At 66.3% G+C, this 17423-nt stretch carries 9 protein-coding genes; all 9 read left to right on the forward strand.

Annotated elements, in window-relative coordinates; all coding sequences use genetic code 11:
• Positions 1-48: 48 nt before the first annotated feature.
• The 9 genes from CKY51_RS12815 to CKY51_RS12855 all read left to right on the forward strand — a co-directional run bounded on the left by CKY51_RS12815 (position 49) and on the right by CKY51_RS12855 (position 17387).
• The gene (locus CKY51_RS12815) at positions 49-10347 is read left to right on the forward strand and encodes an SDR family NAD(P)-dependent oxidoreductase (RefSeq protein ID WP_152249325.1); all 10299 of its coding nucleotides are present in this window, start codon (positions 49-51) and stop codon (positions 10345-10347) included.
• A gap of 6 nt (positions 10348-10353) precedes the next feature.
• Positions 10354-10650 carry an MbtH family protein gene (locus CKY51_RS12820; protein ID WP_280524703.1) on the forward strand — a complete coding sequence of 99 codons (297 nt, stop codon included), beginning with the start codon at positions 10354-10356 and terminating at the stop codon, positions 10648-10650.
• The gene (locus tag CKY51_RS12825; RefSeq protein ID WP_022972608.1) at positions 10647-11516 is read left to right on the forward strand and encodes an alpha/beta fold hydrolase; all 870 of its coding nucleotides are present in this window, start codon (positions 10647-10649) and stop codon (positions 11514-11516) included. Before CKY51_RS12820 ends, CKY51_RS12825 begins: the two co-directional genes overlap by 4 nt.
• A 3-nt stretch (positions 11517-11519) precedes the next feature.
• Positions 11520-12623, forward strand: a complete 1104-nt coding sequence (locus CKY51_RS12830; RefSeq protein ID WP_022972607.1) for a glycosyltransferase — start codon at positions 11520-11522, stop codon at positions 12621-12623.
• Between the two features lie 33 nt (positions 12624-12656).
• Positions 12657-13538: an ACP S-malonyltransferase gene (gene fabD, locus CKY51_RS12835; RefSeq protein WP_022972606.1), complete on the forward strand. Its 882-nt coding sequence runs from the start codon at positions 12657-12659 to the stop codon at positions 13536-13538.
• An 18-nt stretch (positions 13539-13556) separates the two neighbouring features.
• Positions 13557-14507, forward strand: a complete 951-nt coding sequence (locus CKY51_RS12840) for a polysaccharide deacetylase family protein (RefSeq protein ID WP_081641394.1) — start codon at positions 13557-13559, stop codon at positions 14505-14507.
• The gene (locus tag CKY51_RS12845; protein ID WP_022972604.1) at positions 14504-15190 is read left to right on the forward strand and encodes an ABC transporter ATP-binding protein; all 687 of its coding nucleotides are present in this window, start codon (positions 14504-14506) and stop codon (positions 15188-15190) included. The genes CKY51_RS12840 and CKY51_RS12845 overlap by 4 nt, the downstream gene beginning before the upstream one ends.
• A 40-nt stretch (positions 15191-15230) precedes the next feature.
• Positions 15231-16145, forward strand: coding sequence for an aldo/keto reductase (locus CKY51_RS12850; RefSeq protein ID WP_162141710.1), 915 nt, complete (start codon positions 15231-15233; stop codon positions 16143-16145).
• Positions 16146-16238: 93 nt separating this feature from the next.
• Complete coding sequence (locus CKY51_RS12855) at positions 16239-17387, forward strand: ABC transporter permease (protein ID WP_152249326.1); 1149 nt, start codon at positions 16239-16241, stop codon at positions 17385-17387.
• Positions 17388-17423: the final 36 nt, after the last annotated feature.

Below are 17423 nucleotides of genomic sequence, written 5' to 3' on the forward strand. Positions count from 1 at the left end.
ACGCGGAGTGCGGATCGTGGTTTCAGGAAGATCAAACGGACGGCGGATATGAATCAGCAAGACATTCTCAGCGCGTTGCAGTCTAGAACGATCACGCCAGACCAGGCCAAGGCCCTGCTGGCCGCCGCGATGCGCCCGGGCGCTGATGAGCAAGCGGCAGTGATGCCAACGCCGCCCTCGGCATTCTCCGCGCCCGCCGAGCGCATCGCCATCGTAGGCATGTCTGGCCGATATCCCGGAGCCACCACCCTGGAGGAATTCTGGCAACTCCTGGCCGAGGGCCGATCGGCGATCCGCGAGATCCCAGCCTCGCGCTGGGCGCTGGACGATTACTACGATCCGCGCCCGCAGCAGCCCGGCAAGCTGTACTGCCGTTCGATGGGCGTGCTGGACGCGGTGGAGTGCTTCGACCCGTTGTTCTTCGGTATTTCGCCGGCAGACGCTGCACTGATGGATCCCCAGCACCGGCTGTTCCTGCAGGAGGCCTATCATGCGTTCGAAGACGCGGCCTATGCACCTGCGCGCCTGGATGGCGCCCGTTGCGGCGTCTATCTGGGCATCATGGGCAACGAGTACGTGACGCTATGCCAGCGCGCCGGTGCGGGGATCGGCGAGGCCACCGGCAATTCGGCATCGATCGCCGCCGCACGCATCGCCTATCACCTCAATCTGAGGGGGCCGGCGATCGCCGTCGACACCGCCTGCTCGTCGTCGCTGGTCGCGACCCACCTGGCCTGTCAGGCGCTGCTCGCCGGCGAGGTCGATCTTGCGCTGGCAGGGGGCGTGAGCCTCTATCTGACGCCGGAGAGCTACATCAGCATGTGCGGCGCCGGCATGCTGTCGCCGAGCGGACGCTGCAGCGCGTTCGACAACGCAGCCGATGGCTTCGTCCCGGGCGAGGGCGTCGGCGCGCTGGTTCTCAAGCGGCTCAGCGATGCCATTGCCGACAATGACCGCATCCACGCGGTGGTGCTCGGCTCGGGTATCAACCAGGACGGACGCAGCAATGGCATCACGGCGCCGAACCTGGGAAGCCAGGTCGACCTTCTTCGCGACATCTACCGCCGTCATCGCATCGATCCGGCGTCGATCAGCTACGTGGAGGCGCATGGCACCGGCACCAAGCTGGGCGATCCGATCGAGTTCGATGCGCTGACCACGGCCTTCGGCGAGGCAGGCATGCAGACGCAATCCTGCGCGCTGGGTTCGGTGAAGAGCAATATCGGGCACACCTCGGCCGCTGCCGGAGTGGCGAGCGTGCACAAGGTCGTACTGGCGCTGCGCGCGCGTCAATTGGTGCCCAGCCTGCACTACAGCGAGCCAAACGCTCATTGCGACATGCCGCGCTCGCCGTTTGAGGTCAATACCGTTCTGAAGCCGTGGCAAGTTGCCGGATCGGCAAGCCGGCGGGCGGCGGTCAGCTCGTTCGGCTACAGCGGCACCAACGCACATGTGGTGTTGGAGGAATGGGCTGAAATGGAGCCGGTGGCCGAGGCGGGGGCCGAATCCGAGCTGTTGGTGATCTCTGCCCGCGAGGCGGACGCGTTGCAGCGCCAGTGCCGAGCCCTGGTCGCGTTCCTGTCCAGCCATCGGCAGCTGCCGCTGGCCGATATCGCTTTCACGCTGCAGACCGGCCGTGAAGCCTTCGCGCATCGTCTGGCTTTCGTCGCCGCCACCCATGAGCAGGCGATCGCCCTACTGGAGCGGTTTCTGGCCGGCAAGACGGACGATGCGTTGCACCTCGGCCAGGTCACGGCGCGAGAGCGTCGCCAACGCGCGGAGTCTTCGCCGCAGGCTAGCGACGCCAGCGTCCACGACCTGCGCGCGCTGGCAGCCGATTGGGTCGCGGGAGGTGATGGGCCGTGGCACATGCTGCCGCGTGGCCGCCGCGTCCGTCTGGCGCATCTGCCGACCTATCCGTTTGCCAGCGAGCGCTGTTGGGTGGACGCGCCGGTGCCCGACGCCAGCATCGATGCGCGAGCCGACGCACCGCTCGCCGATGTGCCCTTGCCCCAACCCGACAGCGAGTCATCAATGCCGACATCGACATCGACATCACTGGAGCATCTCGAGTTGTTGCTGCCCGAGCTGCATGGCGTTCCGGCACCGGGCTCTGCTGTCGTCGACGCGCAGACACGCGTCGTCCTGGTCGGCGTGAGCGATGAGGAAGCGGGAAGGTTCCTGCGAATCTGGCCACGCGCCGCGCGCCTGGACCTGCCGACCGCGGCGACCGTGGACGGCTGGATCGCCGACTTGCACGCGCTCGGTCGGATTGACCATCTGGTGTGGAGCGCGGCCGACCCGGGCCCATCGGCGCCCGAGCACATGTTGCAGTATGCGATGCACTCCGCGCAGGTGGATGCCTGCTTCAGCGCGATCAAGGCCATGCTTGCGCACGGCTATGGCGACATGCCGCTGGAATGGACGCTGATCACGCGTCAGCTCGACACCCAGCCCGCGCATGCCGCCCTGCTCGGGCTGGTGGCGACCGCCGTCAAGGAACAGGACGGCTGGACGTCGCGCTTGATCGATCTGCGCGGTAGTGCGCCGATGCCGGTCGAGCAGATCGCGGCGATCCAGATCGATACGACCGGACGCACCTGGATCCATCGCGCCGGCAGCTGGGCGCGCGAGCATCTGCAGCCGGTGCCGATCCCGGTGCAGACCGACGGCGCGTTTCGTCGCGATGGCGTCTACCTGATCGTTGGCGGCGCCGGCGGCGTGGGCGAGGTGCTGACCGAATACCTGTTGCGTCGCTACCAGGCGCGGGTGGTGTGGGTGGGGCGGCGGCCGCGCGCCGGTGCCGTGGCAGACAAGCTGGCCAGGCTGGCAGGCCTGGGTCCGGCACCGGTCTATTTGCAGGCCGATGCGACCGATCCGCATGCGCTGGCCGAGGTGCGGGCACAGGTGATGCGCCTGCATGGCCGGATCCACGGCGTCATCCATTCGGCGATCGAACTGCAGGACCAGAGCGTCGCCAGCATGGATGCCGCGCGCTTTGCACAGGTGTTTGCGACCAAGGCGCGCGTGGCCAGCAACGTGTTCCAGCTCTTTGCGCAGGACCCGCTCGACTACGTGGTGCTGTTCTCCTCGCTCGCCAGCTATTCGCGCGAGCCCGGACAGAGCAACTACAGCGCCGGCAGCCTGTATCAGGATGCGTTGGCCAGAGCGCTGGCACCGCGGCTGGCGCCGCGGGTCAAGACCATCAACTGGGGTTTCTGGGGCCAGATCGGTGCGACCGCGGCCCTGCCCGCCCACGTCAGCGAGCGCTTCGCTCAGCTTGGTGTGGGCGCCCTGGAGCCGGCCGAGGCGATGGCCGCGCTGGAGATCTTCCTGCACGCCGCCGTGCCCCAACTCGCCGTCCTCCACCGCCTGCGGTCGAACGATCGTCCGCCCGCGCTGACCGAATCCGTTGCCCCCGCGGTGCCTACCGTGGCCGCGCCGCCGCAACCTCCGATCGAGGTAACTCCCATCGACATCCAAGCCCATGTCCAGGCCACCCTGCTGTCCACGTTGGCGACGACGCTCAAGCTCGCGCCCGAGCGGATCGATCCCGACGGCGCATTCGCCTCCTATGGGGTGGACTCGATCAGCAGCGTGCGCATCGTGCGTGCATTGAACGACGCCTTGGCAATCGATCTGCCCGCAACCGCTTTGTTCGACCACAGTTCGGTGCACAAGCTTGTGGCCCACATCGTGGAGAGCTGCGATCACGCGTCCCTGCACGCGGCGATGCAAGCGCAGGAGCCAACTCATGCGCAGCCAGCGAGCGCTCCGCTCGACCCACCGGTCGCCAACGTGCAAGTACCGCCGGCACCGACCGCACGTGGACCGGCCAAGCTCTCCACAGGGCCGATCGCCATCGTCGGCATGAGCGGTCGGTTTCCGGGCTCGGCAGACCTGCAGGCACTGTGGACGCATCTGGCCGCCGGCACCGACGTCACCGGGCCGATCACCCGCTGGCAGGTCGATACCACGCAGCTGCCCGACAAGACGCGCGTCTGCCCGCGTGGCGGCTTCCTGGATGACATCGACCAATTCGATCCCTTGTTCTTCAACATTTCCGGCACCGAAGCCACCTATATGGATCCGCAGCATCGTCTGCTGCTGGAGACGTCGTGGCATGCGCTGGAAGATGCCGGATACGCCGGCGACAGCATCACCGGCGCGCGCTGCGGCGTCTACATGGGTTTCAACGGCGGCGATTACGGCCAATTGCTGCAAGAGCAGCCCTCGCTCCCGCCGCACGCGATGTGGGGCAACGCGGCTTCCGTGCTGTCGGCGCGGATCGCCTATTACCTCGACTTGCAAGGTCCGGCGATCACCCTGGACACAGCGTGTTCCAGTTCGCTGGTTGCGGTGCATCTGGCCTGCCAGGGATTGTGGACCGGAGAAACCGAGATCGCCCTGGCCGGCGGTGTCTGGATCCAATGCACCCCCGGCTTCCTGCTGTCCTCCAGCCGGGCCGGCATGCTCTCGCCGACCGGACAGTGTCGCGCCTTCGGCGCCGATGCCGATGGCTTCGTCCCCTCCGAGGGCGTGGCTGTCGTCGTCCTCAAGCGGCTTCAGGACGCGCTGGATGCCGGCGACCATATTTACGGCGTGATCAAGGGCACCGGCATCAACCAGGATGGTGCCAGCAACGGCATCACCGCGCCCAGCGCCGCCGCGCAGGAACGCCTGCAACGGCAGGTCTATGACACCTTCGGCATCGACCCCGACGATCTGCAGATGGTCGAGGCGCATGGAACCGGCACCATCCTGGGTGACCCGATCGAAGCGGCCGCGCTGACCCGCGCGTTTCGTCACTACACCCAGCGGCGTGGATTCTGTGCGCTGGGCTCGATCAAGACCAACATCGGCCATACCGGCGCCGCGGCCGGTGTGGCGGGGCTGATCAAGGTGCTGTTGGCGATGGCGCACCGGCAAATTCCGCCGTCGCTGCATTTCGGCCAGCCCAACCCGCATATCGCCTTCGACGACAGTCCTTTCGTCGTCAATACCGTCCTGAAGGAGTGGTCGGTCCCCAGCGGGCGCCGTCGCCTGGCGGCGGTCAGCTCGTTCGGACTGAGCGGCACCAATGCCCACCTGGTGGTGGAAGAAGCCATCACCCCGGCGGCGATGGCAGCAGCCAACGAGCCGACCCTGCTGCTGTTGTCCGGCTATCGCGCGGAGGATCTGCCCGCGCAAGTGGAGGCGCTCGCCGCCTACTTGGAACGCGAGCGCCCCACCGATCTCGGCGCCGTCGGCTTCACGCTTGCGGTCGGCAGACGCCATCATCCGCATCGGCTGGCCTTGGTCGCCACAGACGCGCCGTCGGCTGCGCGCGAACTCCGCCAGTGGCTGGCGGGCGCGCAGTCGCAGGTGACTGCGGGCGCCGCCGCACCTGCCGCCGCCCAGGCCGCGCTATCGGCCCAGGCGCACTATGGGGTCGACCTGTTGGCGATGGAGACCGACCCCGGCAAGCGTGAACGCCTGTTGTCGGAATTGGCGCAGCTCTACGTGCAAGGGGCGCGGATGCAACTGGGTCCAAGCTTCAAGACGCAACGCCGTATTCCGCTGCCGGTGTATCGGTTCTCGCGCAAGCGCTACTGGGTCGCGGCACGTGCCGAATCCGCAGCCACACCCACGTCTCCGGCCCCGGCAGCGGTACGAGTCACTGCGACAGCAGCAGCAACAGCAACAGCAACAGCAACAGCGAACGAGACCGACACTGCGCCGCCGGAGCCGCTGCATCCGTTCGTCCATCGACCGCTGGACCCCGTGTCCGCCACCGGCTTCGTCACTGCGTGGACCGGGCAGGAGGCGTTCCTACGCGACCATGTCGTGCGCGGGGTTGCGATGCTGCCGGGGGCAGGCTGCCTGGAAATGGCCTGGGCCGCCGCCAACCTCGCCTATCCCGGTCGACACGTGCGCCAGCTGCGCAATGTGGTCTGGCTGCGTCCTGTGGTCGCGTCCTCGCCACTGGAACTGCAGATCGTGCTGGAGCCGGCGCAGGGCGATGATGTCGGCTTTCGCGTCGTCGGCGCTGGCGACGACCGTCCCCATTGCCAGGGTCGCGCGGTCCTGGGCCGTGCATCGCCGTCGCCCATCGTCGATCTGGCCTCGATTCGTGCCCGTTGCAACCAGCGCCAGATCACCGCGGAACAGTACTACGCGGTGTTCGCGCAGATGGGGCTGGCATACGGCGAGAGCTATCGGGGTATCGAGCGTGCCTTCGTCGGCGAGGACGACATCCTCGCCCAGGTGCGCCTGCCCACCTGTGCAGCGGACACACAGGCCGACTTCATGCTGCATCCCAGCCTGCTCGACAGCGTGCTGCAGGTGTCGATCGGCTTCGAGATCGGCGCCGAGCCCACTGCCGAGCCGGCCGCCGATGCGGGTGCCGATGCGGGTGCCGGCGCGCTGATGCTGTTCGCACTCGATCGCTTGCAGATCTATGGTCGCTGCCCTGCCCAGGTTTGGGTGTGGACGCGTCGGCAGCCGCGTTCTGCCAGCCATACGCTCACCGTCGATGTCTTCGACTCCAGTGGACAGATCCTGCTGAGCCTGCAGGGTGTGACTTCGCGCGCAGGTGCAGCGCCGTCGGCGTCTGCCGCGACCGGCCGCGTCGCCGAACCGCCCGCGGCCGCGCCAGCGCTCGCCAGCCAGCGATCTTCGCCAGCGCAGGTGCCGGTTGCCGTGGCCGACGCCATCCCAGGCGCGTCGCCACTGCCGGCGACTGCCGACGGCGATGGCCGTCCAGTGGGCGCGTTGACCCTGGCTCCTGTCTGGGAGCCGCTGCCCTTGCCCACCACTGCGCCCTGGCCTGGCGCCAAGGAAGCAGTGGCGGTGATCGCAGGCAGCGATGCGCAGCGTGCGGCGCTGAGAACGCGCTACCCGCGTGCGCGGCATCTGCCCGCAGCGCTCGCCGATACCGTCGATCAGGCGGTCGAGCAGCTGCGCGGCCTGGGCACGTTGGACCATCTGTTCTGGTGGGTCCCGGACAGCAACTACCGCAGCATCGACGGCGAAAGCATCGTCATCGACCAGCAGAGCGGCGTGCTGACGCTGTTCCGCCTGCTCAAGGCGCTGGCGAAACTCGGTTATGCCGACAAATCCCTGGGCTTGACCATCGTCACCCAGGCCAGCCAGCCGGTGCTCGATGGCGAAGCGAACGATCCCACGCATGCGGGCGTGCACGGCATCGTCGGCACCGCGGCCAAGGAATACCCCCGCTGGCGCGTGCGCCTGCTGGACCTGGCCGCAGATGCCGCAGTGCCCTACGAGGATCTGCTGGCACTGCCGGCCGACAGCGATGGCAACGCCTGGGCACATCGCCACGGGAGATGGTACCGCCAGCACTGGATGCCGTGCCGGTTGCCCGAGCCGAGTCAGACGGCGTTTCGTCAGAACGGCGTCTATGTGCTGATCGGCGGTGCCGGCGGCATCGGCGAAGCCTTTAGCGAGTACCTCATCCAGCACTATGCCGCGCAAGTGGTCTGGATCGGACTGCGCAAGCGCGATGCGGTCATCGAGCAGAAGATCGATCGTCTGAGTGCGCTTGGCCCAGCGCCGTATTACATCTCTGCCGACGCCACCGACCAGGTCGCGCTTGAGCGCGCATGTGGCGAGGTCGAAACACAGTTCGGCGCACTGCACGGGGTGGTGCACGCCGCGCTGCTGATGGCCGGCGACCCGCTCGAGCGCATGGACGAGCAGCGCTTCTGGCGCGGGTTGGCCGCCAAGATCGAAGTGTCGGTCCGCATGGCCCAGGCCTTTTCGCATCTGCCGCTGGACTTCGTGCTGTTCTTCTCCTCCATCCAGGCGTTGGAGAAGACCGAGCGCCAGGCGAATTACGCGGCCGGCTGCACCGTCGAGGATGCCTACGCCGCGAGGCTGGCGCGGGAGTGGAATTGTCCGGTACGGGTGATCAACTGGGGATATTGGGGAAGCGTTGGCTTCGCCGCGGTCTCCAGCGGCTACCGTAACTGGATCGCGCAGGCGGGCATGGGGTCGGTCGAGCCGGCCGAGGGCATGGCGGCGCTGGAGAAACTGCTGGCCAGCCCACTCCGCCAACTGGCATTCGTCAAGACCACACGCCCCGATGCCTTGCGCGGGGTCAGGTTTTCCGACGACCGCTTGTGGCAGGTGGACGCGGTTGCACCGGTGGTGCCGTTGGATATCCCAACGACGGCCGATCCGGCCACAGTGGCCAGCGAAGGATTTCCGCCGCGTCTGGAAAGCCTGTTGCTGGAGTTGATGTGCCACGAACTGGACCTGTTGGGCATCTTCGCCGATGCGCATGCGGCCGAGCAAACCATCGTTGCCCAGTATCGGCCGTGGTTGCGGCATACCCTGGCCATGCTGCAACACCATGGCCTGGCCGAGCGGCAGGGCGAACAGTGGCGCCGCTGCCAACCGTCGGCTGCATCGCCATGGGACGAATGGGACCGCTGCGCGCAGCAATGGCGAGCAACGCCGCAACTGGCCGCACCGGTGGTGTTGGCCGAGACGACGCTTCGTCAATTGCGCCAGGTCCTGAGCGGCGAACGTGCGGCGACCGACGTACTCTTTCCCAAGTCGTCGCCGCATCTGGTGGAAGGCATCTACCGCGACAGCCCGGTCCCGGACTTCTTCAATCAGGTTCTCTGCCAGGTCGTGGTGCGCTACATCGAACGGCGCCTGCGCGTGGATCCGACGGCACGCCTGCGCATCCTGGAAATCGGCGCGGGTACCGGCGGTACAACCTTGCCGCTGGTCAAGGCGCTGGCGCCGCATGCCGCCGCCGTCGCCGACTATCGCTTCACCGATATCTCCAAGGCTTTCGTGGTGGCCGCGGAGAACGATCCGTCGCGTGCGCCGTATATGCACTATCAGACCTTCGATGTCGAACGCGCAGTCGCAGCCCAAGGCATCGATATCGGCGCGTTCGACATCGTCGTCGCGGCCAACGTCTTGCACGCGACGCGCGACATCCGCAAGACCTTGCGCAATGCGAAGGCGACCCTGAAGCGCAACGGCATCCTGGTAATCAATGAGGTGTGCGCTACCAGCCTGTTCGCGCATGCCACGTTCGGACTGCTCAAGGGGTGGTGGCTCTACGAAGATGCCGAGCTGCGCCTGCCCGGCTCGCCGGCGCTGTCGCCGGAATCGTGGCGTGCGGTTCTCGCCGAGCAAGGCTTCGGTGCCATCGGGCTGCCAGCCGAGGCCGCGCAGTCGCTGGGCCAGCAGATCATCGTGGCGGCCAGCGATGGCTGGATCCGCCAGCCGGCTGGGGCTGCTGCCGCGATGCACATCGCCGAGGCGGCCCCCGCAACGCCTGCCGTAGCTGCGCTACGGGCACCCGCACCCGCACCCGTGCCCGTGTCGACGCCCGTGACCGCGACCGCGCTGCTGCGCCAGATGGTGCGCAGTACGCTGGCCGACACGCTCGCTATCGCGGAATCCGATCTCGACGATTCCACGCCACTGCAAGACTACGGACTGGACTCGATGCTGGCTGTGCAGGCAGTGGAGGTGCTCAACACCAAGGCTGCCACCGCGCTGACCAGCACCAGCTTGTTCGACCATCCGACGATCGATGCCATTGTCGCGCAGATCGAGTCCCTGGGTACCACGGTGTCGCCGTCGCCAGCACCGGCACCGGCACCAGCACCAGCACCAGCACAGGCACAGGCACAGGCACAGGCACACCAGCCAGCGCCGGCCGCAGCATCCGCCGCGACCGGTGAGGGCGATCGCATCGCCACCGCGATCGCGCAGGTGCTGACCGAGGTCGCCGGCCTCGCGCCGGAAGACCTGCGGGCCGATGCGCCGTTCACCGACTACGGGGTCGATTCGATGCTGGCGGTGCAGATCGTGGAGGTCTTGAACCAGCGGCTGGGATGGGAATTGACCAGCACCAGCCTGTTCGATCATCCGACCATCGCCGCTCTGGCCCTGCATCTCGGCGGTTCGGAGCCGGTCGCCGCGGCGGCGGCGATGCCAGTGGTGTCGCTGCCTGATGCATCGGCAGTCGCAACGCAACGTGGCGCGTCCGACCCCGCGTTGCGCCAGCATCTGCTGCACGCGCTCTGCGCCGTGCTGGAGATCGATGCGCAGGACGTCGACCCACACGTGCCTTTCGTGGACTACGGTCTGGATTCGATGCTCGCCGTGCAGTGGGTGGAGCGCTTGAATCAATCGCTGCAGTTGGAACTGACCACCACTACACCGTTCGACCACCCGACGCTGGAGGCCTTGCAGCAGCACATCCTGGCCGAGCGTGCGGAACGCGGCATCGTCAGTGAGCCGAGCTGGAGCAAACCGCCCACCGTAGCCGCTGTGTCCAGACCGCGTGCCGAGCCCATGAGCTACACGCTATGAGGCGGCGTGCTGCCGCGCTACCGCCAATGCTGCAACCCGCAGGCGCCGTCCTGCACGCTATCGGAGATCACCGTGTCTGAGCACGACGTAACGGAGGACTTCATCGTCCTCATCAATGACGAAGAACAGTATTCCTTGTGGTCCAGTGCGATCGATATCCCACAAGGCTGGCGCCTGGTCTACGGCCCGTCGAACAAGCAGGCATGTCTGGCCTATGTCGAGGAGGTGTGGACCGACCTGACCCCGCGCAGCGTGCGCCTCTCGCTGCAGCAGGCGTCGCAGCACGGCGACGGCAGCCGATGAGCGAAGCGTCGATACGCATCGGCGTCTCCGACGGCGTGGCCCTGCATGTACGCCAGTGGGGGCCGCCGCCGATCCGGCTGTTGCTGGTGCATGGGTTCGGGCAGGGCAGCTTCGTCTGGCGTTCGCTGGCGCAATCGCTGCCGGAGTGCGGGATCGCCGCGGTCGATCTGCGTGGGCACGGCGATTCCGATCGCGACCCGATGCAGCACTACGCGGTCGCCACGCATGTCCAGGATGTGGTCGCAGTAGCGCGCGCGCTGGGCCTGCGCGACTACGTCCTGCTTGGCCATTCCCTGGGGGCGGCAGTCGCGATCCTGGCGAGCGAGCACCTGCCACAACCGCCACGCGCGGTTGTCTTGATCGATGGCGGGCCCGGCTTGAGTGCCACCGCATCGGCGTATATCCGTGACGAGTTCCTGCGCAGCAAGTTCCGCTATCGGTCGGTCGGGGAATACGAGGAGCAACTGCAGGCAGCCATGCCGCTGGCCGTTCCTGCGTTGCTGCGCGCCTTGGCAACCGACGCGCTGGAGGCGCTCGGACCGGACGAGTTCCGTCTCAAGGCAGACCGTGCCTTGGGCTACCAACAGGCCTGCCCCACGCTGGAGTCCTCGCTGTGGCAGGCACTCGAACAGCTGGTGATCCCGGTCTTGTTGGTGCGCGGCGCGGTATCGGCGCTGTGTTCCCGGCTGTGGACCGACGCCTTCATCACCCGCGTTCCCGACGCCATCGTCGAGGCGGTGGATCGCGCCGGCCATGCGGTCATGCTGGACAACCCCGTGCAGTTCAACGCCGTGGTACGCCGCTATCTGTCGCACTGGCTGGGCCCGCAGGTCGGCCCGACGCCCCACCTTGCCTCCCTGGACTGAACGATGCTCTGGCATGCCGTCATCACGCGATTCAGCTATCGCCATTCCACCACGCGCGCCGGGCTCGATGGCGTCCTGGTCTCGGTGCTCCGCCGCGATCCGCTGCAACCGGATCGCCTTGCCTTTCGCTACTCGCTGTTCGAATTGACCTGCCTGCCCTCGTTGCTGGCCCAGACCGAGCAGAACTTCGACTGGTTCATCATCGTCGATCCGGCGCTACCGTCGCACTGGCGCCAGCGGTTGCAGGCACTGGTGAGTGGCCGCACCCGCACTCATCTGCATGACTACGATCCCGCCGAGGACCTGACCAAGACAGATTGGCTGCAGCGGTATGCACCACCGCAAACGTGCCAGGTGTTGACGACACTACTGGACGACGACGACGCGCTGCCGGCGGACTTCATCGAGACCCTGCAACGCGCCGTCGGCGAGCAGGACGGCATGCTTGCACCGGTGGTGACACTGGCGAGCAGGAAAAGCCGGCAGTGGGAACTGGTGCACAGCCGTCGGGCACCACTGGGCTACCAATGCAGCTGGCATCGCGGCAACTGGGTGCTGTCCACCGGACTGTCACTGCTCTGCCAGTGGCCGATGTATCCATTGACCGTGCTCGCGATCCATCATCAGGTCGCCGACCTGTGGTATCGCCCCGAACGCGGCCCGGCGTTGATGAGCTTGCTGCAGGAATGCTGGTCGTTGCCGGACGCGCGCGTGGCCGAGGCCACCGCGTTCATCGCAGGGCGGATGGATGACTTCCGTGCACGCGTCGCGGCCTACGACGATGACGCAGCGGTGGCGGACAGCCAGCGCCAGCACTTCATCGACATCAGCGATGTCGTCGAACCTTTCGTGGTCAGCAACCATTTCGGCAACGACCAGGTGATGCGGTTGTTCGAGCCCAAGCCCGATCGCAGCCCGGTCCGCGATGCGCTGGACTTCCCTGGGGTACCGATCGACCTGGACGGATTTGCGCACAATGCGGCTCACTTCGCCAAACGACCCCGCATCTACTACAGCCTGCTACGCGAGCTGTGGTCGCGGCCGTTTCCACTATTGCCCCGCTTGCGCCTGCTGGCGTGGGCAAGCTGGCGTTTTGCGCGTGCGTGATCGCAACCGGGAACCCGACCAGAGGAGAGCACGATGCACGCGATGATGTTTCCCGGGCAAGGCTCACAACGGCCAGGAATGGGCGAGGACCTGTTCGACCTGGCCGATTACACCGCCATCGAACCGCAGGTCGACGCACTGCTCGGCTATTCCTTGCGCGCGCGCTGTCTCGATAAGGCCTACGTCTTCTCCGGGACCGATGTCACCCAGCCCTGCCTGTATATGGTCAATGCACTGCACGGCATCCGAGTTCTGCGCTCGGGAGTGCAGATCGGTTGCGTCGCCGGTCACAGCCTTGGGGAATACAACGCGCTGCAGGCGGCAGGTGTTTTTGACCTGCTGACCGGTCTGCGGCTGGTGCACAAGCGCGGGACCTTGATGGCGCAAGCGCGCGGCGGCGCGATGACCGCGGTCCTGGGCCTGAGCTCGGCCACGATCGTGGACCTGATGTTGGGCCACGGCCTGGACATGATCGACGTCGCCAACTACAACGCGCCTGCCCAGACCGTCATCTCCGGACCCGAGGCAGAGGTCGCGCAGGCCACGCGGATCTTCGAGTCGGCTGGTGCGACAGCGTGTATCCGGCTTCCAGTGAGCGGCGCCTTCCATTCGCGCTTGATGGAAACAGCCGCGCGCGCCTTCGCCGGCTTCATCGACGCAGTCGACTTCCAGCGTCCGCAGATTCCGGTGATCTCCAACGTCACCGGGACCTTTTATCCCGCCAAGGCATCCAGTGCGGTGATTGCCTCGCTGCTGGTTCGGCAGATCGTGCGACCGGTACTCTGGGTCAAATGCGTGCACAGCATGCTCGACGCCGGCGCGACCGATTTCGTGGAAGCCGGCCCAGGCAACGTATTGATGCGCTTGATTCCGCAAATCCGTGCAGTTGGCCGCACGCCGGCTGTCGTCCACTGAGCATCGGGAACGCCATCCATGCCACCTCTCTTACACGGGCAGGCTGCTGCCATCCTGATGTACCACCGCATCGCAGACGATGGCACCGATCTTTGCGTCTCGCCGGCGGAGTTCCGTGCCCACATGGCCAGTCTGCGTGCAGCCGGCTACCCGGTGCTCGCGTTGACGGACCTGGCTGCGCAACTGAAGGCAGGCACGCTGCCGGTACGCAGCGTGGCCATCACCTTCGACGACGGCTATCTCGATGCGCTCACCCACGCGGCACCGATCCTGCAGGAGTTCGCCTTTCCAGCGACGTTCTTCGCGGTGTCCTGCACGCTCGATGAGCCGGGGGAATTCTGGTGGGAAACCCTGGAGCGGGTCTTCGCCCATTCGACCCTGCCGACCTTGCTCGACGTGGCGCTGCCTGCCGGGTGCCCCAGCATGGCCACACGGACGCGTGACGAGCGCCAGGCCGCGCTGGCAGCCGTGCGTGGCACGTTCTATCCACTGGCGCTGGAGGCGCAGCGTGCGCAGATCGACGCCCTGCTGGCGTGGAGCGGTCTTTCCCGTGCAAGCGGAACCGGCTACGTCAGGGCGCTGACGCCAGAGGAATTACGGCGCCTGAGTCGGATACCCGGCATGGAGATCGGCGCGCACACCGAGCATCATGTGCTGCTGCCCGCACAGACGACGCCGACCAAGCAGCGCGAGATCGTCGTCGGCAAACGCAGGTTGGAAGCGGTCCTGGAGCGGGAGGTCGCCAGTTTTTCCTACCCGCATGGCGGATTCGATGAGGAGACGATCGCAATGACTGCCGCTGCGGGCTTCAGCGTCGCCGTCACCACCGGCAACCTGGCCGCATCGGCGGATCACCATCCGCTGGCCTTGCCGCGCATCGGCATCCGTGCGGGCGACGATCTCCTGCAGCGCCTGCATACCGCGTTCGATCCGCCGGCACCCGTGCCGATCCAGGAGTCGCGGGCATGAGCCTGGTCACCTTGCGAGACCTGCGCAAGTCGTATGGCGCCGGTGCCCAGACAGTCGAAGTGCTGCATGGGGTGGACCTTGAGATCGCGCAGGGCGAGTTTCTGGCGCTGATGGGGCCATCCGGTTCAGGCAAGTCCACCCTGCTCAACATCATCGCCGGCCTGGACAAGCCGACGTCAGGCGAGGTGCATGTCGCTGGCGCGCCATTGTCGACCATGGGAGCGACCCAACTGGCGCATTGGCGCGCCAGTCAGATCGGCTTCGTGTTTCAGCTGTATCACCTGATGCCAGCGCTGACCGCAGCGCAAAACGTCGAGGTCCCGTTGTTGCTAACCACGTTGAGCAGCGCGCAACGCAAGCAGCATGTGCAGATCGCGCTGGATGTGGTGGGACTATCGCAGCGCGTCCACCACAAGCCCTCGCAGCTCTCTGGCGGACAGCAGCAGCGCGTCGCCATTGCACGGGCGATCGTGACCGATCCACCCTTGCTGGTCTGCGACGAACCGACCGGCGATCTGGACCGTGCCAGCGCCGACGATGTCTTGGACCTGCTCGTCGCGCTCAGCCGCGAGCAGGGCAAGACCATCGTCATGGTGACCCATGATCCTCTGGCGGCGGCCCGTGCCACGCGCCAGCTGCATCTGGACAAGGGCCGCGCCATCCACACTTCCGATCCCCATTGAGCAATCGGCCATGCGCTACGGATATCTCGGAGGAACAGGCTTGCGCGTATCGCCGCTGTGCCTGGGTACGGTCGCTTTCGGGACCCGGCTATCGCCGCAGGAGGCAGGCGCGATCTGGGCGCGTTGTGTCGATGCGGGAATCAACTTCTTCGATACCGCCGACGCGGCACCGGAGAGCGAACGCCTGGTGGGCGAGCTGGCAGGCGGTCACCGCGATGCGCTGGTGATCGCGACCAAGGTGTTCCGCCCGAGTGGCCAGGGGCCGAACGCTGCGGGACTGTCGCGCAAGCATATCGTGCAAGCGTGCGAAGCCTCGCTCCGACGCCTCAACACCGACTACATCGACCTGTACCTGGCGCACTCGGACGATGGCTTCACGCCGCTGGAAGAAACCCTTGGCGCATTCGACCAGCTGATTCGCCAGGGCAAGATTCTCTACATCGGTGCTTCCAACCACACCGCATGGCGATTGAACGAAGCGCTCTGGGTCGCCTTGACGCAGGGGTTTGCACGCTATTGCTGCACCCAGCTGCTGTACAACCTGCAAGAGCGCGATATCGAAGTGGAGCTGCTGCCCATGTGCGTGCAAAAGAACGTCGGGGTCGTGGCCTGGGGAGCCTTGGCGCGCGGAGTGCTGGCGGCCGCCGACCCAGCGGACCGGTCTGTTGTGCCTACCAACGCCCAGCCTGCCGTCGCGGCTGCGCTCGCAGACGTGGCCGCCGAGCTACAACGGCCTAGATCGCAAGTTGCATTGAGCTGGACGCTCAACCGTCCGGGCATCAGCGCTGCGGCTTTCGCGGTGTCCTCGTTGACACAACTGGAGGAAAACCTCGGTGCCGTCGAGCTACAGCTATCGCCGGCGCACATGGCCGCGCTCGACGCCGCTGCTGCACCGGCCAGACCATATCCGGCCAATCTCGAGCCCCTCGTTCGCGCGCTCAGATGCAGCGACTGAGCACGCACCATCGCACGCACCCTACCTCTTGCATTTCAGGGCGAACCCAATGATGGCACCATCGATCGAACAGGCAGCGGGGCTGGCGGGCCCATGAATCATCTTCTGTTGGTATGGAAGGGCCTGTGGAGAAAGCCGGTCCGCACGTCGTTGACGTTCGCATCGATGACGGTGGCATTCCTGCTGTTCGGACTGCTCAGCGGTATCAACCAGGGCCTCAGCACGGTGACCCAGCGCTTTCATCTGGATCGCCTGTACGTCATGAACCGCATCAGCATGTATCACCCCCTGGGACTGCCGCTGGCCGAGCAGATCCAGAAGATTCCCGGTGTCAAGGACGTCGCCTACTGGGCCTACTTCGTTGGCTACTACCAACAGCCCACCGTGCAGTTGCCGATCGTGGCCACCGACGTGGCGCGCATGTTCCGCATGTATCCGGAGCTACAGCTGCCGGCGCAGAAGATACGGGACATGCAGCGGATCCGCTCCGGCGCCATCATCAGCCGCAATCTCGCCAAACGCTTCCAGTGGAAGCTGGGCGACCGGATTCCCATCAAGTCTGCGCTATGGCCACGCAAGGATGGGGACGACGTCTGGTACTTCGATATCGTGGGGATCTACGAGCCGGTGGAAGCCTCTCCGGCGCTCAACGACCTGTTCTTCATCAACCTGGACTACTTCGATGATGCCCGCGCCTACGGGGCGGGGTCGGTGCATTTGATCATCGTACGGGCCCAGGACCAGCGACAGAGCGGCAGCATCGCCAAGGCGATCGACCGCATGACCGAGAACTCGCCGTTCCAGACCCGTACTCGCAGCGAGAACGCCTACGCCGCGGTGCAATGGCGGCAGATCAACGATCTGCGCAAGGTGAGCAATGTCATCATCGGGACCGTGCTGTTCACCCTGATGGTGGTCAGCGCCAGCACCATGATGCAATCGGTCCGCCAGCGCTTTCCGGAGATCGCCTTGCTGATGACATTGGGCTACACCCCGCTGCGGATCGCCCTGCTGATCCTGGCCGAGGCGATCGTGTTGTGCACGCTGGCGGCGGTCGCGGGGATCGCATTGACGACCGTGCTATTCCCGTCGGTGGCCGAGCTGTTCGGCGCCATGCGCCTGCAGCCGCTGGCGATGGCCTACGTGCTGCTGATCGCGCTGGCCATCGCTGTCGTCAGCGCGGTGTTTCCCATTGTCCGCGCGATGCGTTTCAGCATCGTCGCGGCCTTGTCCGGTCGCTAGAGCGTGTTATGCACGTTGAGAAGAGATGCGTTGGCC

The organism is Xanthomonas maliensis, assembly GCF_009192945.1.
GTDB lineage: Bacteria > Pseudomonadota > Gammaproteobacteria > Xanthomonadales > Xanthomonadaceae > Xanthomonas > Xanthomonas maliensis.

Coding starts and splice junctions, on each gene's coding strand:
- CKY51_RS12830 (WP_022972607.1), top strand. CDS start 11,520: ATGCTCTGGCATGCCGTCATCACGCGATTCAGCTATCGCCATTCCACC.
- CKY51_RS12825 (WP_022972608.1), top strand. CDS start 10,647: ATGAGCGAAGCGTCGATACGCATCGGCGTCTCCGACGGCGTGGCCCTG.
- fabD (WP_022972606.1), top strand. CDS start 12,657: ATGCACGCGATGATGTTTCCCGGGCAAGGCTCACAACGGCCAGGAATG.
- CKY51_RS12815 (WP_152249325.1), top strand. CDS start 49: ATGAATCAGCAAGACATTCTCAGCGCGTTGCAGTCTAGAACGATCACG.
- CKY51_RS12840 (WP_081641394.1), top strand. CDS start 13,557: ATGCCACCTCTCTTACACGGGCAGGCTGCTGCCATCCTGATGTACCAC.
- CKY51_RS12855 (WP_152249326.1), top strand. CDS start 16,239: ATGAATCATCTTCTGTTGGTATGGAAGGGCCTGTGGAGAAAGCCGGTC.
- CKY51_RS12845 (WP_022972604.1), top strand. CDS start 14,504: ATGAGCCTGGTCACCTTGCGAGACCTGCGCAAGTCGTATGGCGCCGGT.